We start from the raw sequence: 21,267 nt of genomic DNA, 5'->3' as shown, positions 1-21,267 counted from the left end.
CGACGAGGACCGGGGGCGGCCCCTTTCACGACTGCCGGGGCCGCCTCCCGGTTCGCCGGGTGGCGAGCGCGGCGGTCGTGGCCAGGGTCAGGCTGAGGGCCATCACCGCGGCCATCGGGACGGGGGTGTGGGTGCCGGAGAGGCCCACCAGGGGTGAGGCGGCCGCGCCGAGGAGGAACTGGCCGCCGCCCAGCAGGGCCGAGGTGGCTCCCGGGGCGGCGCGTCCGCGGCGTTGGGCGACGGTGATCACGGCGGGGAAGAACACCCCGAACGCGGTGACGGTCAGCAGCAGGCACAGCCAGGTGACCACCATGCCGCTGCCCGTGGTCGCGTGGAGGAGGAGAAGGAGCACGGGACCGGTCAGGGCCACCGCGCCGCCGGTGACGAGCAGGGTCTCGGCGGACCGCCGGCGGGCCAGGCGGCCGTAGGCGAGGCTTCCGGCCATGTTGCCGAGCGCGTTGACCCCGTAGACGACGCTGGAGACGGCCGGGGAGAGGTGGTGGATGTCCTGGAAGACGAAGGTGGTCCCGGCGATGTACGCGAAGACCGCGGCGCCGCCGAACGCGAGCGCCAGTACGGGCGCGAGCACCGCGCGGTCCGCCGCGAGCCGGCCGATCATCCGCAGGCTTCCCGGCAGTCCGCCCCCTCGCCGGGCCTCCGGCGGATGCGATTCGGGGACCCAGCGCGCCACGCCCGCCGTCATCAGCAGGCCGACGAGGGCGAGCGCGGCGAAGACCCAGCGCCAGGGCAGGAGCAGCAGCAGGGCGCCGCCGGCCAGCGGCGCCAGCACCGGCGCCGTCGCGGTGATGGCTCCCAGACGGGAGAAGACGGGGGCGAGTTCGCGGTCGTCGAACAGATCGGTGACGACGGCGCGGGAGACCACGATCCCCGCCGCTCCCGCCACGCCCTGCCCCACGCGTGCGGCGTCGAGGACCGCCAGCGTGGGGGCGAGGGCGCACGCGAGGGAGAAGAGCGCGAAGAGCCCCGTGCCCCACAGCAGGACGGGGCGGCGCCCGGTCGCGTCGCTGAGCGGGCCCAGCAGGAGCTGCCCGGCGATGATGCCCGCCAGGAACGCGGTCAGCGAGGTCTGCGCGCCGGACGCGTCCGTGCCCAGCGATCGTGCCACGTCCGGGAGTCCGGGCACGTACATGTCCGTGGCCAGCGGGCTGGCGCCGCTCAGCCCGGCCAGCACCGCCAGGAGCCGTGCCCGCGAGGGCGGTGTGCCGGGGCGGGCGTACGGAGGGCTGGCCGCGCGCCGCCCCGTAGGCCCCGTACGCCCCGTGCCCGGCCTCACAGCGCGGGGGCCGCGCCGTCGTCACCGGACGCCCGCCGGACGCCTCCCGGCACCTCGGCCACCGCGACCTGCTCCAGCAGCCCGGCGGCGATCCGCAGCATGTCGCGCTCGGCGGGGGAGAGGGTCTGCCGCAGCGCCGCCGCCAGCCAGGCGTTGCCGTCCCGCACGTGCGCGTCCAGCGCTTCCCGGCCCGCCGCGGTCAGCGTGATGTCCTGGCGGCGCGCGTCCACGTCGCTGCGCGTACGGCGAATGCGGCCCTGCTCCTCCAGGTCGTTGAGGACCCGGGTCAGCGACTGGGTCTGCAGGCCCTCGATCCCGGCCAGTTCGGAGGGGGTGAGCGGACCGCTGTGCCGCAGGTTCGCCAGGACCGAGGCGGCCAGCCGCGTCAACACCCGCCCGCTCCCCGGCTGTTCGGCACGCAGCCGCGAAGCCAGCCGCGACACGCCCCAGCGCAGCGACTCGGCCAGCAATACATCCCGCTCGTCGGACGAGCCCGTATCTTCACCCATGGATGACAAGCTAATGCTTGGCGATGTGATCCATCAAGGCGGTAAGGGGTCGAGAAATGGGATGTGTTTACTTGTTATCCTCTTGGCGAGCCATGTGCGCGCTGGGGCGGGTGCCGTGCAGGCGCTTGAAGGTGACGCTGAGGGCGAAGGCGTTGGCGTAGCCGACCCTGCGGGCGACGCGCCCACCCGGGCCGCCAGCTCCGCGACCGTCCACGGCCGGGTGGGCGGGACGGTGTCCGGGCCGTCGGACCAGGCGCGCAGCAGGCGCGCTCGGCTGGCGGCGAGCCTGGTGGATGCCGAGGACATCGCCGCCGTGGCCGTCGCCGCGCTCACCGGGGACGGCCACGCGGGGCGGATGTACGAGCTGTCGGGCCCCCGCGCGAGGAGGCCGCCGTCCTCGTGGACGTCGTCGAGCCGCTGCCGGACTGACGGCGGCCGGGCGGCGGACACCCGGACCGGGGGGACCTGCGCGGACCACGTGGGGCGGTGACGGAGAATCGGAGGGTTCACGTACGCGTAACCGACGGAGTTTCCATGACCACAACCCCGGACACCGCACTCGCCGCCGAGACCGCCGCCGCCCCCGTTCCGGCGCAGGACGAGAACGTGTGGACGGAGCCCCTCGACGAGGAGGAGACCGCCGCCGCCCCCTCGCTCCCGGCGCCCGCCGGGGAGCCGGACCTCACGGGGGAGGCGGCGCGGCCCGTCCCGGAGGCCGGTGAGGGCGACGGCGGTGGCGACGGCGCCGTGGAGCGGGACGCGCGGGAGTTCGGCAAGTTCGCGCGCACCGGTGGCTGGACGTTCGCGCTGAAGGTCGCGCGCAGCGTCCGGCCCGGCGGGGCGCACGCCGGGGAGGCGGGCGGGCCGGGGGCGAAGGTGTCGGCGAAGGAGTTCGCCCGGCTCGCGGGCTGCTCGCCGGAGCGCGTGATGCGGTTCTACCGCGCCTGGGACCGGGCGGCGGACGACGGCGTCGTCCCGGTCTTCGAGGCGCTCGTCCCCGGCGAGGACATCGACCTGCCCGACGCCGATGTCTGGCTCGGCTACTACACCTCGCGCTCCAGCGGCGACTCGCCCCGGGGCCAGGCGATCTCCGCCGTGGCCGAGGCGGAGGGCATCCGCCCGACCAAGGCGCTGGAGGTGGCGGAGAACCCGACCGCGCTGCGCGCCGCGATCCTCGCCGACCCGGGCACCGCGCAGGCCGCCCGGCACGCGCTGCTGGACCGGCTGGAGGACGACCCCGAGCTGGGCGAGGACCTCGCGAAGGACATCGCGCGCACCGGCGAGCTGTCCAAGACCGTGGCGGCGGCCGCCCGTACGGCCACCTCGGTGGAGTTCGTCCGCGACCTGATCGACAACGGCGAGATGACCACGCCCAGCGGCGACCGGGTGCCCGCGCCCGAGCACGTCGTCGCCGAGGCGAAGCAGCACCTCGCGCTCATCGAGGGCCTGGACGAGGAGGACGAGGCGCCCTACGTCGCGGACGCGCAGAAGGCCGTGCGCTCGCTCGTCACCGAGGCCGTCGAGAGCGACCCGCAACTGCGCGCCCACGAACGCCGGGCGCGGTTCCAGGGCAAGGTGCGCAAGGCCGCCAAGGCGTTCGAGGAGCTGACCCTCGACGACGCGGCGGACCTGTACGAGGACGAGCTGCTCGAACAGTTGGAGACCCTCCAGAAGGCGATCACCGACTGCATCTCCGAACTGCGGGCCTCCGCGCAGGGCGACGCCGACGACGCCGGCGACTCCCTCGCCTCCTGAACGGACGGGGCGGCGGGCACCCCGCCGCCCCGGCCCCGGCCCCGGCCCGGACCACGACCCCGGTGCGTCAGGTCAGGGCCTTGTGCAGCACAACGCAGGGCCTGCCGTACCGGACGTCCGGGCGCCGGTCGTCGTGCACCATGAGCAGCCCGATCCACGGGTGCCCGTTCCGGGGGATGCCGGGGTCCCGGCGATCTCCTCGCGCGTGAAGCGGTGCGGGGCCAGGGTGAGGGCGGGAACGCGGGGCATGCGGTCACGCTGGCGGCCCGGGGGCGGAGCGGACGTAGGGTGGCGGTGTGTTCGACTCGCCCGACTTCGACCTGGCGCCGTACGCCGGCGTCGAGACGACCGGCCTCGTGCGGCATACCTACTGCAGTTGGCACGACTCCGGGTGGCGCTCCCTGCTCGTGCAGAGCTTCAGCCACGCCGGGGAGGCGGACTCCGTTCCGCTGCCGGGAGTGGCCGACCTCCACCTCGTGCTGTGCACTGGCGGGGACGCGGAGCTGCGGGTGCGCGACGGGGGGCGGGCCGTGCGGCGGCGCTGGGCCCCCGGCCGTCTGGAGCTGATGCTCCCCGGCCGGACCACCGAGCGCAGCTACCGCGCGACGTCCCCGATGCGGAGCGTCCAGGTGCACGTCCCGCGCGCGACGGTCGCGCGGATCGCCGCCGAACTGGGCGGGCCCGAGCCCGACTTCGAGGCGATGGGCGCCGCCCTGGCCGCCGGGGACCCGGTCGTCGAGCAGCTCGTACGGGCGCTCCCCGCCGCCGCTGCCACCGACGACCTGTACGCGGAGTCGGCCGCCGCCTTCCTGGTGACGCATCTGCTGACGCGGGGCCGGGAACGGATCCCGGGCCGGACCTCGGGCCGGGGCCCGGACCCGGACCCGGGCGTCCCCGGGGGCGAGCGCGACGCCGTCCGCCGGGGCATCGCGCTCATGCGGGACCGGCTCGCCGATCCGCTGACGCTCGCGGACATCGCCGCGGAAGCCCACCTGAGCGTCTACCACTTCATCCGCGTCTTCCGGGACGCCACCGGCGAGACCCCGCACCGGTACCTGACGGGGCTGCGGATCGCGCGGGCGCGGCGGCTGCTCGCGGACACGGACCTCACCGTCGCGCGGATCGCCGAACGCTGCGGCTTCTCCAGCCCCGGCAGCCTGTCCACCACGTTCCTGGCCCACGTGGGCGTACGCCCGTCCGCGTACCGCAAGATGTCGTAGCCGGCAGGGCAATTCCGCGCATCCCCCGGACCGGCGGGCCCGGCCTAGCGTGGCGGAATGCCGTACAGCTACGCCGTCACCGCACGCTCGCGGGCACACCCCGCAACCGTCTTCTCCACGCTGCTGCGCGCCTCGACCTGGCCGTCGTGGTCGCCCATCGACGCCGCCGGGCTGGAGGACGGGGGCGACCCCGGAACGCCGCAGGGGGTCGGCGACACGCGGGTGTTCCGCACCGGCCGGACGGTCTCCCGGGAGCGCATCGTCGACCTGGCCGAGAACCGCCGGTTCGGCTACGAGAACGTGGGCGGCCCGTTCCGCTCGTACCAGGGCACCATCGCGCTCGCCGAGACGCCGGAGGGCGGCACAGACATCATCTGGACCGCCGTCTTCGAGCCCAAGCTGCCTCTCTCGGGCCCGCTGTGGCGCTGGTACCTGACCCGCTTCATGCAGCGGATGGCCGACGGCCTCGCCGCGTACGCCGAGGCGACGGACGCGGACGAGGCCGAGGACGCCGACGCCGACGCGCCCGAGGACGCCGACGCCGACACGGCGGGCGCGTGACCGGCCCGCCCGTCGCGCGCGCCCGGACCTCTCACCTGCCCAGCAGGTGGCGGCCCCGGCCGGTCAGGCGGTGCCGCACATGCGGCCCGGCGCGTTCGCTGTGGACCAGCCCGGCGCCGCGCAGGACCTTCAGATGGCCGCTGACCGTGGACGCGGACATGCCCAGGCGCGCGGCGACCGAGCCCGTGGTGGAGGCGGCCGTGAGCGCGTCGAGGACGCGGGCCCTGCCGGTGCCGAGCAGCGCGCCGAGCGCGTCCCCCGCGCCCGCTCGGGGCGCCGCCCGTGGCTCCTGCGCGGGCGGGGAGACCGGATAGACCACCACCGGCGGCAGGTCGGGGTCGGCGACCGCGATCGGCATGGTGTGGCAGAAGAACGACGGGATCAGCCGGAGCCCCCGTCCCCGCAGCCGCAGATCGAGGTCCACCGGATACGGCGCGGTCAGCACCGGGTCCCGCCACGCGAAGGGCCCCAGCCGCTCCAGCACCGCCACCAGGCCGCCCTCCATCGCCCGCGCACGCCCCTCCGCGTCGGCGGCGACGGTGGCCTCGACCTCGCTCCAGCCCGGGGCGATGAGCTGGGCGTGGAAGTGCAGGAGCGCGTCCGCGACCCGGTCGAGCAGTTCCCGGTCGCCAGAGGCCAGCCGCCGCGTCCACCCGGGCAGGGCGCGGTGCCGCGCCGCCTCGCGCAGCTCGCGGGCGAGCCGGGCGCCGGATGTGGCGCGCAGCGTCCGCAGCCCGGCCGAGATGCCGTCCTCCGACTCGACGGGCGTGAGGAAGTCGGGGAAGTACGGGGCGTCGGGCGGCGCGAGATCGCCCAACAGGCGGCACGCGGCCCGCAGTTCCGAGCCCCGCTGCCGCTCCGAGTCCCGCTGCCGCTCCGCGGCCCTCCGCCGCCACGGGCGCAGGCGGGCGGGGAGGCGGGACGGGGGCGTGGTGAGCACGTGGAGGCCGAGGATCGCCTCCCATATCGGATCCGCCGACCCCGCGAGCTGCACGTACCGGAAGTCGCGGTCGCTGAAGTGGATGCGCAGAACGCCGGCCATCGGGTAAGCGTAGGCCCCTCACGAGGGCAATTCGGCGGAGCCCGAAAAGCCCGCCACCGCCGGACCCGTCGCGCACCTAGCATCCCTGCCCCGCGAATCCCCCCACCAGGAGGTTGTGGTGAGTCAGTCGTACATGTCCCGCCGGCGCGTGCTGAAGGCGGCGGGCGGAGTGTCCGCGGCGGCGGTGCTCGGCGGATCGGGCCTGTTGGCCTCGGCGACGGCGGCACGGGCGGCCGGAGACGGCTTCGGCCTGCGGGTCGTCGAGCGCGACGAGAAGGACCCGCGCATGAAGTACTACCGCTTCGCCACCGAAGCGATCGGCTGGAACCCGGCGGTCAACGTCCTGCTCCCCGACGGTTACGCCGACGGGCGGCGCTACCCCGTCCTCTATCTCCTCCACGGCGGCGGCCTGGGACAGGACTTCCGCTCCTTCGACTACGAGAGCGTCAACATCCGCGCCCTCACGGCGGGCAGGCCCGTCATCGTCGTCATGCCCGACGGAGGGCCCGCGGGCTGGTACTGCGACCCCGTCCACTCCAACTCCGGGCCCCGCAACTGGGAGACGTTCCACATCGAGCAGCTCCTGCCCTGGATCGACGGGAACTTCCGTACGTACGCCGAGTTCGACGGCCGCGCCGTGGCGGGCTTCTCCATGGGCGGGTTCGGCGCCCTGAAGTACGCGGCCAAGCACCCCGGCCACTTCGCGTCGGTCAGCTCCCACTCCGGCCCGGCCAGCCTCCGCCGCGACGCGGGCCTCGTCACCCACTGGGCCAACGTCTCCTCCGCCGCGGCCGAACTGGCCGGGGGCAGCGTCTACGGCGTGCCGCGCTGGAACGAGGCCAGGGTCAGCGCCGACAACCCGGTCGAGCACGTGCCCGCCTACCGGGGGAAGCGGGTCTTCCTGGCCGCGGGCACCAGCCCCGACCCGGTCGACTGGGCGGACTGGGTCACCGAGACCCAGGTGCTCGCCGGGCAGCGGGAGTTCCACGACCGGCTCGACGCGGCGGGCATCCCGCACGAGCGGCACGAGGAGCCCGGCGGGCACGTCTTCCGCACGAAGCTCTTCGGCCGCGACCTCGACGGCATCCTCGACCGGCTCCGCAAGCCCTGACGCGTACGTCCGCTAGTCTGCTAGCGCTTGTGGGCGACGCCCCCGTAGAAGCCGATCTCCTCGGACTGCGGGGGCGGCGGGGCGTCCGGGCGCCAGAACGGGACCTGGACCAGGCCGGGCTCGATCAGCTCGAAGCCGTCGAAGAAGCGCTCGACCTGGGCGCGGGAGCGCAGGTTGAGGCTGGCGGTGGCCTTGCTGTAGACGGCCTGGGCCGCGCTGCGGTCGGCGAAGTCGTCCGTGGCGTGCGAGAGGACCATGCAGCTCCCGGCGGGCAGCGCGTCGCGGAGCGTGGCGACGACCTCCTCGGGGCGCTCCTCGTCGGTGAGGAAGTGGAGGATGGCGACGAGGAGGAGGGCCACCGGCTCGTCGAAGTCGACGACCTCGCGGACGTCCGGGTGCTCCACGATCGCCCGCGGGTCGCGCAGGTCGCCGAGCACGATGCGGGTCCCGCCGGAACGGCTGAGCAGGGCGCTGGCGTGCGCGTTCACGATCGGGTCGTTGTCGACGTACGCGACGCGCACGTCCGGCGCGATCTCCTGGGCGGTCTCGTGCACGTTGGGCGAGGTGGGCAGCCCGGTGCCGATGTCGAGGATCTGGCGGATGCCGCTCTCGGTCACCTGGCGGACCGCGCGCTGGAGGAACGCCCGGTTGGCGCGTACGCCGATACGCACCTCGGGTGCCACGGCGGCCAGCTCGTCGGCGGCGTGCCGGTCCACCTCGTAGTTGTCCTTGCCGCGCAGCAGATAGTCGTAGATCCGCGCGGGGTGGGGCCTGCTGGTGTCGATCTCCTCGGCGCGGAAGCCGTCCTGCCTCACGCTGCGCTCCTCTCGGCTGCCGCCACCGCGTGCCTGCCTGCCCGCGAATGGCTGGCCAAAGCTTGCCACATCATCTGCGGTGCGTGTGACCGGAGTTGCCCCGGCCCGGGCCCGGGTCCGGACCCGGGCCGGGTGCCGTGGCATGCCATCCGTGCTCCAGCAGATCGAAGGCGGCGTCGACAGTGTGCTCGGCGTGTTCGGCGTCCGGGGCGCCGTGCGCGAGCGCCGAGGTCTCCAGGGCGAAGCGGGCGAGCGCCGCACAGCGTGGGTCGTCGGCCGGGGCGCCGACGTCCTCGGCGATCGCGCGGGCGAGCGCGTCCTGGTGCCGCATCCACATGCGGTGCGCGTACGCGCTGAGGGCCGGGGTGCGGGTCACCAGGTCGCGGAAGTCCTCGTAACGGACACCGGGCGCCGGGCCGCCGGTGGCGGGGCCGTCGGTCGCGGCGGCCTCGTCGGTGGCGGCGGTGTGGAGGCGGGCGCGCTTGACGTGCGCGCACAGGGCCCGGGGGAGCGAGGTGCCGGGGGAGCGGTCGCGGACGGCGGCCACGAGCCCGGCCTCCTGGTCGGCCTCCTCGTCGAAGACGAGGGCCTCCTTGCCGGGGAAGTGCTTGAGGAGGGTCGTGGTGGAGACGTCGGCGGCCTCGGCGACATCGTGCAGCGTCACGGCGTCGTAGCCGCGCTCGGTGAACAGGCGCAGGGCGGCGTCGGCGAGGGCCTTGCGGGTGGCGGCCTTCTTGCGCTCGCGCCGCCCGGGGGGAGTCGTGGGCATGGGGGCATCGTAGCGAAGAGTGCCCGACGCAAAAAGTTGTATCGTTGCACTTTCTGAGCGGCTCTGCTTTTGTGTCGGTCATCGACCCCGTACGACCCACTCGTACGGCCGTACGACCGAGGAGACGCCCCATGAAGCACATAGCCGTCGTCGGTGCCGGACCCGGCGGTCTCGTCTGCGCCCGCGTGCTCCAGCGCCACGGCATCGACGTCACCGTCCACGAACTCGACGCCTCCCCGGCCGCCCGCGACCAGGGCGGCACGCTCGACATGCACCCCGGCACCGGCCAGTTCGCGCTGCGTGCCGCCGGGGTGTGGGACGCGTTCGCCGCCGTCGCGCGCCCCGAGGGCGACCAGTGGCGCCTGGTGGGGAAGGACGGGACGGTGACGTTCGACGGGGCGCCGCCGGAGGACGGGCAGGGCAACCCCGAGATCGACAGGGGCCAGTTGCGCGCCCTGCTCCTCGACTCCCTCGCCCCCGGCACCGTCCGGTGGGGGCAACGGCTGGAGAGCGCCGAGCCGTTGGGCGGCGGCCGTCACCGGCTGCGCTTCGCCGACGGGCGTACCGCCGAGGCGGACCTGGTCGTCGGCGCCGACGGGGCCTGGTCGCGGGTGCGCCGCCTGGTGTCCGGCGCCACGCCGCGCTACACCGGCGTCACCTTCGTCGAGACGGGCCTGGACGACGCCGACGTCCGCCACCCCGGACCGGCGGCCCTCACCGGCCAGGGCACGATGATGGCGCTCGACGACAACCTCGGCATCGTCGCCCAGCGCAACAGCGACGGCCACATCCGCGTGTACGCCGGGATGCGCGTCCCCGAGGACTGGCACCGCCGCGCGGGTGCCGACCCGGCCGACCCGGCCGCGGTCCGCCGGGCGCTGCTGGAGCGCTTCGACGGCTGGGGCCCGGCCCTGCGCGGGTTCCTCACGGACACCGACACCGGTTACGTCAACCGCCCGCTGTTCGCCCTGCCCGTCCCGCACCTGTGGGAGCCCACCCGCGGCGTCACGCTGCTCGGCGACGCCGCGCACCTGATGTCCCCGTTCTCCGGCATGGGCGCCAACCTCGCGATGCGCGACGGCGCGGACCTCGCCCGGGCCCTCGCCGACCACGCGGCCGACGGCGTCGTGGCCCTCGACGAGGCGGTCGCCGCGTACGAGAAGGTGCTCCTGCCCCGCTCCGCCGAGGCCGCCGCGGGAGCCGCGGAGGCCCTGGACGACGCCTTCTCGCCCGACGGCGCCGCGCGGTTGCTCGCCCACATGACGGCGCACCACTGAGGCGCCGTCCGCGCGGGTGGGGCCGTCCGCGCTATTGATCTTGGTTGATAGCCTCGCGGGCATGACTGCGAACTTCGACGAAGCCGTCCGCGACCGGCTGCGCGCCCCGAACATCTGGTACGTCGGGACCGTGTTCGCCGACGGCGCGCCGCAGGTCAGCCCGATGTGGGTGGACCTGGAGGGGGACGGGGAGCTGACCTTCAACACCTCGGTGGGCCGGGTCAAGGAGGAGAACCTGCGCCGCGACCCCCGCGTCTACCTCTCGCACGCGGACGCCGCCGACCCCTTCGACCGCGTGCAGATCAGCGGCGAGGTGAGCCGCTTCATCGAGGGCCAGGAGGCGCACGACCGGATGGACCGGCTGGCCCGGAAGTACCTCGGCAGCGAGCGGTTCGAGTGGATCATGCCGGGTGAGGAGCGGGTCGCGGTCGTCGTACGGCCGACGAAGGTGCGGCACATCGTCGGCGTGGAGCGCTTCCGCCCGGGCGGCCCGGTCCCGGCCTCCTGAGACCTGCCCCGATCATGTACGGTGCCGCCGGTCAGCCCGGGGCGCCGTCCAGCAGAGGGAGTTGTCGCGCGACATGGAGCGAGGCGAGCAGGGGCAGGGGCAGGGGCAGAGGCCGCGGGGAGCGGGAGCGGCGGAGGCGCGGCGGGCCGTGGTCACCGGGGCCACCGGCGGGATCGGCGAGGCCGTCGCCCGTCGGCTGGCGGCCAGGGGCGCGACCGTCGTCCTGGTGGGCCGCAGCGACGCGCGTCTCGACCGTGCCCGGCGCCGCATCCTCGCCGCCGTACCGCACGCGGAGCTGCGTACGGAACGCGCGGATCTCTCCCTGCTGAGCGAGGTCCGGGAGCTGGCCGCGCGGCTGGGCGAGCAGCCGCCGCCCGACGTGGTGGTCAGCAACGCGGCCGTCATCGCGCCGCCCGACGACGTCACGTCCGAGGGCCTGCAGCGCACGCTCGCCACCAACTACCTCGCGCCGTACGTCCTGCTGCGCTCCCTCGTCGGGCCGATAGGCGGACGCCGGGCGCGGTTCGTCGTCGTGGGCGCCTCCCCGACGGTGCTGGCGAGGTTCCCCGTCGACGTGCACGACCCGGCCGCCGCTCCGGGCGGGCGGCGACCGGCCCCGGGGCTCAAGGCCTTCACCTGCTACGCGCGCAGCAAGAACATGAACACAATGCTGGTCCACGCCCTCGCCGACCGCCTCAAGGGCAGCCGCATCACCGTCAACGGCGCGCACCCGGGCATCATCAAGGGCACCGGGATCGGCGAGGACTCGCTCGGCGCGCTCAAGTCCCTGAGCCCCCTGCTGAACCCCTTCTTCCCCGGCCCGGACGTCGGCGCCGACACCCCCGCCTGGCTGGCGACGTCCCCCGAGACCGAGCACGTCACGGGCCGTTTCTACGTCAAGCGCCGACAGGCCACAACGGCCCCCCACACCACCGACCCCGCCCGCTGCGACACCCTCTGGATCCGGACGGCCGAACTCACGGGCCTGCCGCCGTCCCTGTGACCGGCCCCGCGCCCGCCTGGGCCGTCGCCTCGGCGAGGAAGTCCCGCGCCGCGTCCCGGCCCCCGGCGTCGGCCGTCCATATGTGCCACGTCGCGTCCTCCGGCCGCTCGGAGATCCTGGCGAACGTGGAGGAGACGTGGATGCGGAAGCCGGAGCGCTGCCACCAGTGTTCGGTGAAGCCCGAGGCGGCGGCCAGCGGCGGGAGGCGCAGGCGTTCGGCGGTGGCGTGGACCGCGTGCGCCGGGAGCGGGGGAGGGTCTGTGAGGCGGGTCCAGGGCGCGGGGGCGTGGTGGAGCGCGTCCGATTCGATCAGCGCGTCGGCCGTGGGGAAGGCCGGGACGACGGTGCCGCCGGGGGCGGGCGGGCCCGGCTGGCAGTAGGCGACCGTGCCGTCGGCGAGCATCCAGACCGCCAGCGGCAGCGCCACCATGAGGTCGAGGAACCAGGCGATCGGCTCGCCGTCCTCGGCCTCGTACTCCGGCCAGGGCGCGAAGACGACATCCGCGTGGAGCGGGACGCTGCGGTAGCGCAGGCCGCCGTAGCGGGCCTGCGCCTGTCGCAGCCGCGTGAGCGTCCCGTCGTCGGTGATGCCGAAGAACGTGCGCAACTGATGGCGCAGTTCCTCGTCCGAGGGCCCCTTCGCGGCGTCGAAGGGGTCCCGCGAGGCGTGCTCCCGCAGGAAGCGCCGGGCCCGTTCCGTGAGCCCCGAGGGGTCGGTGAGCACGTGCTCCCGCGGTGCGTACGGGGTCATCGCGGGGCCCTCAGCCGGCCGCGCGGCGGCGCTGCCGCTTGCCCAGCGGGGCCTGGGAGAGGTCCTCGGCCTGGGAGCGGAGGTTCTTCCAGCCGTAGCCCCGGCCGGTCAGCCACGCCCGCGCCGCCTCCTGCGCGCGTTCGGTGGCCGCGAGGATGTCCTCCTCGGCCTCGCCCGAGTCCTGGAAGCGGAAGGTGAAGGCGGGCCGCGCGGCGATGTCATAGGTGAGATGGCCCTCGGGGGTGAACGCGGCGACCAGCATGTCGTGCTGCGGGGCCTCGGCCAGCAGTTCGGCCTTCTGGTCGGTGGTGAGGCCGTCGAAGACGCCGCGGACGGTGATCCGGAAGGTACGGATGCTCATCCCGCGACCGTAACGAGCCGGGTCCGTGCGGCTCCACTCCGTTTCCGGGCGGGCAGAGGCAGGCACGGGCCGCCGCATCGAGCAGGAATGGAGAAGCACCGCCCGGCACCCCGGAACTAGCGTTCTGGGCATGACCTCCCTCGCATCCGTCACCCTCGAAGTGGCCGACACCTCGGCCACCCGCCGCTTCCACGAGACGGCCTTCGGGCTCGGCCCCCAGGAGATCCGCCTGCGGGCCTCCGAGGCCCCCACCGCCGGATTCCGCGGGTTCACGCTGTCGATCACCGTGCCCCGCCCCGCCGACGTCCGCAGCCTCACCGACTCCGCGCTCGACGCCGGTGCCACCCCGCTCAAGGCGCCCGAGAAGTCCCTCTGGGGCTACGGCAGCGTCGTCCAGGCCCCGGACGGGACGATCTGGAAGCTCGCGACGTCCGCCAAGAAGGACGACGGCCCCGCCACCCGCACCGTCGAGTCGCTCGTGGTCCTCCTCGGCGTCGAGGACGTCAAGGCGAGCAAGCAGTTCTACGTCGAGCAGGGGCTGGCCGTCGAGAAGAGCTTCGGCGGCAAGTACGTCGAGTTCGCCGCCGACGAGAGCGGCGGCCCCTTCACGCTGGCGCTCTACAAGCGCCGGGGGCTCGCCAAGGTCGCCGGTGTCCCCGCCGACGGCACCGGCTCGCACCGGATCGTCCTCGGAAGCTCCGCCGGGTCCTTCACCGACCCCGACGGCTTCGCCTGGGAGGCCGCGTCCCTCGCCGCCCCCGCGTCGTCCTGACCCCGCGCACCCCACGCACCCGAGAGGAACCCGCCATGAGCCACGAAGGATTCACCCCCGAGGAACGCGCCGCCATGAAGGAGCGCGCGAGCGAGCTGAAGGCCACCCGGCGCGGCGCCAAGGCCGACCCGGAGCCCGAGGTCCTCGCGAAGATCGCCGAGATGCCGGACGCGGACCGCGCCCTGGCCGAGCGGATCCACGAGATCGTCCGGAAGCGCGCCCCGGAACTCACCCCGCGCCTCTGGTACGGGATGCCCGCGTACGCCAAGAACGGCAAGGTCCTCTGCTTCTTCCAGAGCGCCCAGAAGTTCAAGTCGAAGTACGCCACCCTGGGGTTCAGCGACGAGGCGGCGCTCGACGACGGCACCATGTGGCCGACCGCCTACGCTCTGACGAAGCCGACCGCCGCCGACGAGGAGCGCGTCGGCGCGCTCATCGAGAAGGCAGCGGGCTGAGAAGACGGAACGGAGACCGCATGGGGGACCACGCGCGGCACGACGCGGTACGGCGCAGCTACGACACCGTGGCCGAGGAGTACACCGACCGACTGCACGACGAACTCGCCGGCAAACCGCTCGACCGGGCGCTCCTGGCGGCCCTCCTGGAGGAGACCGGGCCGGGCGCCACGGTCGCCGACCTCGGCTGCGGCCCGGGCCATGTGGCGGCCTGGCTCGCGGAGAACGGCGCCGCCCGTACGGTCGGGATCGACCTGTCGCCCGGCATGGTCGAGGCCGGGCGCCGCCGCTTCGGCGACCGGGTGGAGTTCCGCCGGGGCGACCTGCTCGGCCTCCCGGCCGGGGACGGCGAGTTCGGTGCCGCCGTCGCCCTCTATACGCTCATCCACCTCGCCCCCGACGAACTGCGCCCGGCCCTCGACGAGGCGGCGCGGGTGCTGCGCCCCTCCGGGCTGCTCCTCCTCTCCTTCCACGCCGGCGAGGAGGTCAGGCACATGGACACCTGGTGGGGGCACGCCGTGGACGTCGACTTCCGCTTCCTCGACCCCGCACGGACCGCCGAGCTGGCCGAGTCCGCCGGATTCCGCGTGGAGATGCGGATGGAGCGCGGCCCGTACGCCCACGAGGCCGAGACCCGGCGCGCGTACCTGCTGGCCCGGCGCGACGCCGGGCCGGGAGGGGCTCAGCGGGAGTAGGTGCGGATGCGGTACCGAGGGCCCGACTTCGAGGCGCGCCAGCCCTGGTCCTCGGTGACCTGCCACGCCGCGTCCGGCTCCGGGGCGTACGTGTCGCCGTTCACCGTGGTGTCGATCTCGGTCACGGACAGGACGGTGGCGTGCTCCATCGCGGCGCGGTAGATCTCCCCGCCGCCGATGACCCACACCTCGGAGGGGCGGTCCGCCCCCTCCGGCCGTGCGGCGCTCTCCAGCGCGGCGGTGAGGGACCCGGCGCGCTCGGCGCCGTCCGCCTCCCACCCGGGGTCGCGGGTCACCACGATGTTGCGCCTGCCGGGCAGCGGCCGGAAGCGCGGGGGCAGCGAGTCCCACGTCCGGCGCCCCATGACCACCGGGTGGCCGCGGGTGGTCGCCTTGAAGTGGGCCATGTCCTCGGGGACGTGCCACGGGATCCCGTTGTCCGCGCCGATCACGCCGCCCCGGGCCTGCGCCCAGATGAGCCCGACCGTCATGCCCGTGCCCATGGCCGCGCTCACACCGCCACCGGGGCCTTGATGGCCGGGTGGTGCCGGTAGTCGAGCACCTCCACGTCCTCGTAGGCGTAGTCGAAGAGCGAGCCGGCCTCGCGCAGCCGCAGGCGGGGGAAGTCGTACGGGGTGCGCGAGAGCTGCTCGGTCACCTGCTCGACGTGGTTGTCGTAGATGTGGCAGTCGCCGCCCGTCCAGATGAAGTCGCCCGGCTCCAGGCCCGTCTGCTGCGCCACCATGTGCGTGAGCAGGGCGTAGCTCGCGATGTTGAACGGGACGCCGAGGAACAGGTCGGCGCTGCGCTGGTAGAGCTGGCAGGAGAGCCTGCCGTCGGCCACGTAGAACTGGAAGAAGGCATGGCACGGCGCCAGCGCCATCTTGGACAGCTCGCCGACGTTCCAGGCCGAGACGATGATCCGGCGCGAGTCCGGGTCGCGGCGCAGCGTGTCCAGGACCTCGCCGAGCTGGTCGATGTGCTGCCCGTCCGGGGTCGGCCAGGAGCGCCACTGCGCGCCGTAGACCGGGCCGAGGTCGCCGTTCGCGTCGGCCCACTCGTCCCAGATGGTGACGCCGTGCTCACGCAGCCAGCCGACGTTCGAGTCGCCGCGCAGGAACCACAGCAGCTCGTAGACGATCGACTTCAGATGCACCCTCTTGGTCGTGACCAGCGGAAACCCCTGCGAGAGGTCGTACCGTAGCTGGTGCCCGAAAATGCTCCGGGTTCCGGTTCCTGTCCGGTCGCCCTTGGGCGTTCCGGAGGTGAGCACATGCCGCAAAAGATCTTCGTACTGGGTGTCCGCCACAGCCGACGAGTCTAGACGTCACCTCGGCGCGGACCCGAGGGGGCTCGGCGGGCCGAGGACCGGGGCGTTCGCGCGGAAGACGCCCCGGGGGTCGCGCTCGCGTTTGAGGGCGCGGAGCCGGGCCAGGGCGGGCGCCGGGAAGGCGGCCGCGGCGGATTCGCCGGGGGAGAGGTACGTGTAGGGCTTCCGGCCTGTGAGGTACGGGCGCAGGTCGCGGGCCAGTTCGGCCTGCCGCTCCCGTACGCCCGCCGCCGCCCCCGGGTCGGGCACCCTGCCGTACGTGGACAGCAGGTACGGCTCGGTGAGGACGCCGCACGCGCCCGCTTCCGTGCCCGCGTCCGCCGGGGGACGCGCCAACGCGCCGCCCAGGTGCCGGAGCTGGACGTTGAGGAGCGGCTCGATCGGCCGGGCGAGGAGGGCTTCCGCCGCCTCGTCCGTCAGCTCCGTGAGCAGCTCGGCGCTGGACAGCCCGGACTGCGGAGCCGTCGGCTCGGCGGTGACCGAGCCCAGGCGGGCGGGGGAGAGGGCGCCGCGCGAGTCGGTCAGCGTGCCGCCCGCCCTCTCGAACGGGCGCAGCAGCGCGGCGCCTTCCTCGGGCGGGCCGAGGTAGGTGGCGTGCACGGCGGTCATCGGCTCGGCGCCCGGGAAGTGCACGAGGCTGAACCAGACCGTCAGCGCGTCCGGCGCCGCCGCGGTCACCTCCCGGTACGCGCCGAGCACGTCAGGCGCCGCCGCGCCCGGCCACAGGAGCGCCCCGCCGTACAGCTCCGGCGCGGGGACGAGGTCGATTTCGAGGGCGGTGACCAGCGCGTGGTCGCCTCCGCCGCCGCGCAGCGCCCAGAACAGCTCCGGGTCCGACTCCGCCGTCACATGCCGCGCGGTGCCGGTCGCGTCGACGACGTCCAGGGCCCGGACGCTGTGCGCCGCGAAGCCGTGCGCCCGGCCGAACCAGCTCAGCCCGCCGCCGAGCGCGTACCCCGCGACGCTGACCACCGGCGAGCTGCCCGCGAGCCCGGTCAGCCCGTACGGGTCGGCGGCGGTGAGCACCTGGCCCCACTTGGCCCCGGCGCCGACCCGGGCCGTGCGGCGTACGGGATCGAGCGTGACGTCGTCCATGCGGTGGGTGCGCAGCAGGAGCGCGTCCGCCGCGTCGCCCGAGGCGCCGTGCCCGCTCGGCTGGGGCAGCAGCGGGTGTCCGGTGCGCGCGGCGAACCGGACGGCGGCAGCGGCGTCGTCGGCGTCCAGGGGTTCCACGACGGCGGCGACCGGCTGGTCGACGGCGAGGTTCCAGGGGCGGCGGGCGTCGTCGAAGCCGTCGTCGCCCCGCACGACCACCGGGCCCCTGACGGCGGCGCGCAGCGCGTCACCGAGGGAGGCGTCGGTTCCGGCGGCTCCGGTGGTTCCGGTGGTTCCGGCGGCTCTGGTGGGTCCGGTGGGCCCGGTCTTTCCGGTGGTCATGGGCGCTTCCTCCGCTGGTGGTGTGGCGTTCCTTCGTTCGCCGTCTTCACCGTAGGGAGCGGGGGCACAGCGGTGCTTCCTGAGAATTGCGGTGTTCAGCGGCCCGTGGCACCGTCGATCTGCTCGCGGAGGATGTCCGCGTGGCCCGCGTGGCGGCCGGTCTCCTCGATCATGTGCACCAGGACCCACCGCATCGACGGCCCCGGCCCCCGGCGCGGCGGGCGCGGGGCGGGGAGCGTCAGGTCCTGCCAGCCGTCGATGACCGCGTTGGCCTGCTCAACGGCCGTACGGTAGGCGGCGAGCACGCCCTCGACGGTGTCCTCGGCGGACGGCCGCAGCGTCGCGGGCCAGTCGGCCGGCTCCTCACCGAGGAAATAGAACCGTTCGACGGACGTCACGTGCTTGAGCAGGCCGAGAAGGCAGGTGCCCGAGGGCACGGCGCCCGTCCGTACCTGCGGCTCGGGCGCGCCCGCGACCTTGTCGGCGATCGACTCGCGCAGGTAGTCGAGGAAGGCGCACAGGGTGGCCTTCTCGTCGGGCGCGGACGACGGCGGGCCCGAGTCCCGCGCACGCGAACGGGCCCGGCGCGCCTGTCCGGTACGGGCGCTCATGCCGCACCCCGCCGCACGAGCAGGACGTTGTCCACCACCGTGGCCGTCTCCCCGCCGGGCCCGGTGGCCCGGCGGCGGGGCATGTCGGCGCGCAGAACGGACCAGCCCCCGGGGTCGAGGCCGATCTCGGCGGCGGTCTCGTCGGGCGTGGGGTAGTGGACGTCCGGGTCCTGGTTCCACGACCAGGGCGCGGCGGAGCCGTGGTCGACGACCAGCAGGAGGCCGCCGGGGCGCAGGGCGTGCGCGGCGGTACGCAGGACGCGGGCGCGGAGCAGCGGGAACGGGGTGTGGAAGTACTGCGCGGACACGAGGTCGAACCGCCCCTCGGGGAAGCTCTCGGCCAGGTCGTGCCGCTGCGTGGCGACCCGTTCACCGAAGCCGAGTTCGCGGGCGCGTTCCCGTACGCGCGCGACGGCCGTACCGGAGATGTCCACGGCGGTGACGTGCCAGCCCTGCTCGGCGAGCCAGACGGTGTCGCCCCCGGTGCCGCAGCCCAGGTCGAGCGCGTCGCCGGGGCGCAGCGGGGCGGCGGTCTCGGCGAGCAGCGGATTGACGCGCACGCCCCAGGCGCGCTGGGCGCGGTAGTGCCGTTCCCAGAACCGCTGGGCGTCGTCCGGAAGCGTGGTGGAGTCCGTGAAGTCCTTGGAGTCCGTGGAGTTCATGTGCGGTGCCCTTCGTCGGCCGGCGTGCCGGGCGGGCTCCGAGGCGGGCCCGTGGCGCCGGTGAGGTACCGACAGCATCGGTACGGCCGTCGCCGGGCGGCAAGAAAAATTGCGGATCCGCACATCCGGTGCCGGGTGCTGGTGCCCGCTCACCCGCATGGCCTCGCCCGGGTGCCCTCCCGTACCGGTGTGGCCAGGCTGGTGCCCGTAGCGGCCCGGACACGGCAGGGAGCGAACGCCATGGGCAGGACCATGGGCAGGACGCGGACGGCGGGCTCTCCCGGGGGCGTGGCCGCACGGCTGCTCGCGTGGTGCGCCCTGCTGGCTGCGGCCGCCGCCGTGGCCGTCCTGCTGCTGGCGTGGGGCGCGGGCGGACTGGTGATCGTCGGCGCGGGGCTGCTCGGGCTGGTCGTCTGCGTCGCGGGCGTGTGGTGGTTCCTGGCGCACCGCGGGGTCGTACGGCTGCTCGGGCTCGGCGTCGCCGTCCTGGCGCCCGTCGCGGTCCTCGTGCTCTTCACCTGGGAGGGGCTGTGGCTGACGGCCCTTGTCGCGTGCGTGGGCTGGGGCGCGGCACTGGCGTGCGCGCGGGCGGCGCTGCGCAGATCGCGGACCGACCGCCCCGGACGGGCGAACGCCGCGCCCCGGCCCCGGCACCCGGTCCTGATCATGAACCCGAAGTCCGGCGGCGGGAAGGTCGGCCGCTTCGGGCTCGTCGGGAAGGCGGAGGAACTCGGTGCCCGGGTCGTCCTCCTCGATCCCTCGGCCCCGGCGGACGTCGCCGCGCTCGCCCGGGAGGCGGTGGCCGGGGGAGCGGACCTGCTCGGTGTCGCGGGCGGCGACGGCACCCAGGCGCTGGTCGCCGCCGTCGCCGCCGAGCACGGCCTGCCGTTCCTCGTCGTCTCCGCGGGCACCCGCAACCACTTCGCCATGGACCTCGGCCTCGACAGGGGCGACCCGTCCCGTTGCCTCGACGCCCTGCGCGACGGCGAGGAACTACGGGTGGACCTCGGTGACGTCGACGGCCGGGCCTTCGTCAACACCGTGTCGTTCGGGGTCTACGCCGATGTCGTACAGCGCCCCGAGTACCGCGACGACAAGGCGGGCACGGCGCTGAGCCTCCTGCCCGACCTGCTCGTCGGCGAGGGCGTACGGCGGCTCGACGCCCGGATCGACGGCACCGCGCTCACCGTCCAGCAGGCGCTGCTCGTCAGCAACAACCCGTACGCGGCGGCCGACGCCCTCACCGAGGGAGCCCGCCGCCCCCGCCTCGACGGCGGCGAACTGGGCGTGCTGGGGATCCGGGTGGAGAGCGCGGCGCAGGCCGCGGACCTGGCCGTACGCGGTGCGCAGTCCCCGGGCCTGACGGTCATGACCGCGCGGCGGACCGAGGTGACCTCCCCCGGCGCCGACGAGATCTCCGTGGCGGTGGACGGCGAGGCCTTGCGGATGCCCACGCCGGTCGTGTGCACGCTGCGCCCCGGCGCGCTGCGGGTCCGCGTCCCGCGCGACCGGCCTGGCGCCCTGGCCCCGCCCCCTGCCCCCGCCGTCAACTGGCGCCGCCTGCTCGCCCTCGCCCTGGGCCGGGCGGAGCCGTCGCCTTCGCCGTCGCCCTCGCCGTCGCCGTCGAAGGAGCAGCCCCATGCCTGACTGGGACCGGAACGGCCCTCGGGACCCGGGCGGGGCCCCGGGGCGTGCCGCGAGCGGGTCGCCGTTCGGGGCGGCGCGTGAGGCCGTGGCCGGGGTGCTCGGCGATCTCCGGGCGGTCGACGGTGCCCTGTACGCGGCCGTGGCGGCCACGCCGACGCCCACGCTGGACCGAGCGCTGCGGAGCCTGTCGCACGCGGCGGACCACTCGAAGATCTCGCTCACCGTCGCGGCGGGGCTCTCCCTCGTGCCCGGGCGGTCCCGGCGGGCGGCGCTGGCCGGTGCGGGCGCGGTGGGGCTCGCCTCGACGGCCTCGAACCTCTTCGGCAAGCGGATGGTCCGTCGTCGGCGGCCCGACCGGGAGAAGGCCCAGGTCAGCGTGGACCGGCATGTGCGCATGCCGGAGTCGGCCTCGTTCCCGTCCGGGCACACGGCGTCCGCGACGGCGTTCGCCACCGCCGTGGGCGTCGTCCTGCCCCCGGCGGCGGTGCCGCTCGGCGCGCTGGCGGTCGCCGTCGGCTACTCCCGGGTGCACACGGGAGTGCACTATCCGGGGGACGTCGCGGGCGGCGGTGTGCTCGGGTTCGCCGCCGCGGCGGTGTCCCTCGCGGCGACCCGCGCCCTGATGCGCCGCGCCGCACTCCCCGACGGCACCCGCGACAGCCGCCGGAACCGGGGCTAGTCT

24 protein-coding genes and 2 pseudogenes are annotated in these 21,267 nt (G+C 74.9%); 13 read left to right on the top strand and 13 right to left on the bottom strand.

What is annotated here, in order from left to right:
- Positions 1-25 precede the first annotated feature (25 nt).
- The 3 genes and pseudogenes from ABD343_RS08790 to ABD343_RS40955 form a co-directional block, all read right to left on the bottom strand.
- On the bottom strand, positions 26-1,294 hold the full coding sequence (locus tag ABD343_RS08790; protein ID WP_344525863.1) for a multidrug effflux MFS transporter: 1,269 nt from the start codon (positions 1,292-1,294) through the stop codon (positions 26-28).
- Positions 1,291-1,803: a MarR family winged helix-turn-helix transcriptional regulator gene (locus ABD343_RS08785; RefSeq protein ID WP_344525860.1), complete on the bottom strand. Its 513-nt coding sequence runs from the start codon at positions 1,801-1,803 to the stop codon at positions 1,291-1,293. The genes ABD343_RS08790 and ABD343_RS08785 overlap by 4 nt, the downstream gene beginning before the upstream one ends.
- A 67-nt stretch (positions 1,804-1,870) precedes the next feature.
- Positions 1,871-1,981 (bottom strand): annotated as a pseudogene (locus tag ABD343_RS40955) (AraC family transcriptional regulator); the annotation flags it as partial.
- Between the two features lie 99 nt (positions 1,982-2,080).
- Here ABD343_RS40955 and ABD343_RS40950 point away from each other — a divergent pair.
- The 4 genes and pseudogenes from ABD343_RS40950 to ABD343_RS08765 all read left to right on the top strand — a co-directional run.
- Positions 2,081-2,185 (top strand): annotated as a pseudogene (locus ABD343_RS40950) (SDR family NAD(P)-dependent oxidoreductase); the annotation flags it as partial.
- A gap of 152 nt (positions 2,186-2,337) precedes the next feature.
- Positions 2,338-3,558 carry a hypothetical protein gene (locus ABD343_RS08775; RefSeq protein WP_344525856.1) on the top strand — a complete coding sequence of 407 codons (1,221 nt, stop codon included), beginning with the start codon at positions 2,338-2,340 and terminating at the stop codon, positions 3,556-3,558.
- Between the two features lie 296 nt (positions 3,559-3,854).
- Positions 3,855-4,778 carry a helix-turn-helix domain-containing protein gene (locus ABD343_RS08770; protein WP_344525854.1) on the top strand — a complete coding sequence of 308 codons (924 nt, stop codon included), beginning with the start codon at positions 3,855-3,857 and terminating at the stop codon, positions 4,776-4,778.
- A gap of 57 nt (positions 4,779-4,835) precedes the next feature.
- Positions 4,836-5,339: an SRPBCC family protein gene (locus tag ABD343_RS08765; protein ID WP_344525852.1), complete on the top strand. Its 504-nt coding sequence runs from the start codon at positions 4,836-4,838 to the stop codon at positions 5,337-5,339.
- A gap of 31 nt (positions 5,340-5,370) precedes the next feature.
- Here ABD343_RS08765 and ABD343_RS08760 read toward each other — a convergent pair whose 3' ends face one another.
- Positions 5,371-6,381, bottom strand: coding sequence for a helix-turn-helix domain-containing protein (locus tag ABD343_RS08760; protein ID WP_344525850.1), 1,011 nt, complete (start codon positions 6,379-6,381; stop codon positions 5,371-5,373).
- A 133-nt stretch (positions 6,382-6,514) separates the two neighbouring features.
- On the opposite strand from ABD343_RS08760, the gene ABD343_RS08755 reads away from it, so the two are divergent.
- The gene (locus ABD343_RS08755) at positions 6,515-7,492 is read left to right on the top strand and encodes an alpha/beta hydrolase (protein ID WP_344526393.1); all 978 of its coding nucleotides are present in this window, start codon (positions 6,515-6,517) and stop codon (positions 7,490-7,492) included.
- 20 nt (positions 7,493-7,512) lie between these two features.
- Here ABD343_RS08755 and ABD343_RS08750 read toward each other — a convergent pair whose 3' ends face one another.
- Together ABD343_RS08750 and ABD343_RS08745 are read right to left on the bottom strand one after the other, a co-directional pair.
- Positions 7,513-8,307: an SAM-dependent methyltransferase gene (locus tag ABD343_RS08750; protein WP_344525848.1), complete on the bottom strand. Its 795-nt coding sequence runs from the start codon at positions 8,305-8,307 to the stop codon at positions 7,513-7,515.
- Between the two features lie 70 nt (positions 8,308-8,377).
- The gene (locus ABD343_RS08745) at positions 8,378-9,076 is read right to left on the bottom strand and encodes a TetR/AcrR family transcriptional regulator (protein ID WP_344525846.1); all 699 of its coding nucleotides are present in this window, start codon (positions 9,074-9,076) and stop codon (positions 8,378-8,380) included.
- Positions 9,077-9,207: 131 nt separating this feature from the next.
- Between ABD343_RS08745 and ABD343_RS08740 the strand changes: the two genes are divergently transcribed.
- From ABD343_RS08740 to ABD343_RS08730, 3 genes are all read left to right on the top strand, one after another.
- Positions 9,208-10,353 carry an FAD-dependent oxidoreductase gene (locus tag ABD343_RS08740; RefSeq protein ID WP_344525844.1) on the top strand — a complete coding sequence of 382 codons (1,146 nt, stop codon included), beginning with the start codon at positions 9,208-9,210 and terminating at the stop codon, positions 10,351-10,353.
- A gap of 61 nt (positions 10,354-10,414) precedes the next feature.
- Positions 10,415-10,861: a PPOX class F420-dependent oxidoreductase gene (locus tag ABD343_RS08735; RefSeq protein WP_344525842.1), complete on the top strand. Its 447-nt coding sequence runs from the start codon at positions 10,415-10,417 to the stop codon at positions 10,859-10,861.
- Between the two features lie 73 nt (positions 10,862-10,934).
- Positions 10,935-11,864 carry an SDR family NAD(P)-dependent oxidoreductase gene (locus tag ABD343_RS08730; protein ID WP_344525840.1) on the top strand — a complete coding sequence of 310 codons (930 nt, stop codon included), beginning with the start codon at positions 10,935-10,937 and terminating at the stop codon, positions 11,862-11,864.
- On the opposite strand, the gene ABD343_RS08725 is transcribed toward ABD343_RS08730, so the two are convergent.
- Entirely contained in the window at positions 11,839-12,615 is a 777-nt protein-coding gene (locus ABD343_RS08725; protein ID WP_344525839.1) for a hypothetical protein, read from the bottom strand. The two genes, ABD343_RS08730 and ABD343_RS08725, sit on opposite strands and share 26 nt — an antisense overlap.
- 10 nt (positions 12,616-12,625) lie before the next feature.
- Entirely contained in the window at positions 12,626-12,976 is a 351-nt protein-coding gene (locus ABD343_RS08720) for a DUF6204 family protein (RefSeq protein ID WP_344525838.1), read from the bottom strand.
- Between the two features lie 130 nt (positions 12,977-13,106).
- Between ABD343_RS08720 and ABD343_RS08715 the strand changes: the two genes are divergently transcribed.
- Genes ABD343_RS08715 through ABD343_RS08705 form a run of 3 tightly spaced genes read left to right on the top strand, consistent with a single transcriptional unit; the run spans position 13,107 to position 14,898 of the window.
- Entirely contained in the window at positions 13,107-13,748 is a 642-nt protein-coding gene (locus tag ABD343_RS08715) for a glyoxalase (RefSeq protein WP_344525837.1), read from the top strand.
- A 35-nt stretch (positions 13,749-13,783) separates the two neighbouring features.
- Positions 13,784-14,203, top strand: a complete 420-nt coding sequence (locus ABD343_RS08710) for an iron chaperone (protein ID WP_344525835.1) — start codon at positions 13,784-13,786, stop codon at positions 14,201-14,203.
- Between the two features lie 20 nt (positions 14,204-14,223).
- Positions 14,224-14,898, top strand: a complete 675-nt coding sequence (locus ABD343_RS08705) for a class I SAM-dependent methyltransferase (RefSeq protein ID WP_344525833.1) — start codon at positions 14,224-14,226, stop codon at positions 14,896-14,898.
- On the opposite strand, the gene ABD343_RS08700 is transcribed toward ABD343_RS08705, so the two are convergent.
- The 5 genes from ABD343_RS08700 to ABD343_RS08680 all read right to left on the bottom strand — a co-directional run bounded on the left by ABD343_RS08700 (position 14,886) and on the right by ABD343_RS08680 (position 18,938).
- Positions 14,886-15,389 carry a dihydrofolate reductase gene (locus tag ABD343_RS08700; RefSeq protein WP_344526391.1) on the bottom strand — a complete coding sequence of 168 codons (504 nt, stop codon included), beginning with the start codon at positions 15,387-15,389 and terminating at the stop codon, positions 14,886-14,888. The two genes, ABD343_RS08705 and ABD343_RS08700, sit on opposite strands and share 13 nt — an antisense overlap.
- A 20-nt stretch (positions 15,390-15,409) precedes the next feature.
- Entirely contained in the window at positions 15,410-16,207 is a 798-nt protein-coding gene (locus tag ABD343_RS08695; protein ID WP_344525831.1) for a thymidylate synthase, read from the bottom strand.
- A gap of 18 nt (positions 16,208-16,225) precedes the next feature.
- Positions 16,226-17,665, bottom strand: coding sequence for an FAD-binding oxidoreductase (locus ABD343_RS08690; RefSeq protein ID WP_344525829.1), 1,440 nt, complete (start codon positions 17,663-17,665; stop codon positions 16,226-16,228).
- 95 nt (positions 17,666-17,760) lie between these two features.
- Positions 17,761-18,276, bottom strand: coding sequence for a DinB family protein (locus ABD343_RS08685; RefSeq protein WP_344525827.1), 516 nt, complete (start codon positions 18,274-18,276; stop codon positions 17,761-17,763).
- On the bottom strand, positions 18,273-18,938 hold the full coding sequence (locus ABD343_RS08680; protein WP_344525825.1) for a class I SAM-dependent methyltransferase: 666 nt from the start codon (positions 18,936-18,938) through the stop codon (positions 18,273-18,275). Before ABD343_RS08680 ends, ABD343_RS08685 begins: the two co-directional genes overlap by 4 nt.
- A 240-nt stretch (positions 18,939-19,178) precedes the next feature.
- On the opposite strand from ABD343_RS08680, the gene ABD343_RS08675 reads away from it, so the two are divergent.
- Both ABD343_RS08675 and ABD343_RS08670 read left to right on the top strand, forming a co-directional pair.
- Complete coding sequence (locus ABD343_RS08675; RefSeq protein ID WP_344525823.1) at positions 19,179-20,585, top strand: diacylglycerol/lipid kinase family protein; 1,407 nt, start codon at positions 19,179-19,181, stop codon at positions 20,583-20,585.
- Complete coding sequence (locus ABD343_RS08670; protein ID WP_344525821.1) at positions 20,578-21,264, top strand: phosphatase PAP2 family protein; 687 nt, start codon at positions 20,578-20,580, stop codon at positions 21,262-21,264. Before ABD343_RS08675 ends, ABD343_RS08670 begins: the two co-directional genes overlap by 8 nt.
- The last annotated feature ends 3 nt before the right edge of the window (positions 21,265-21,267 follow it).

Source organism: Streptomyces albiaxialis, from assembly GCF_039530985.1.
Taxonomy (GTDB): domain Bacteria; phylum Actinomycetota; class Actinomycetes; order Streptomycetales; family Streptomycetaceae; genus Streptomyces; species Streptomyces albiaxialis.
Note: the sequence above shows the minus strand (reverse complement) of the source record. Positions and strands in the feature narration are given on the sequence as shown.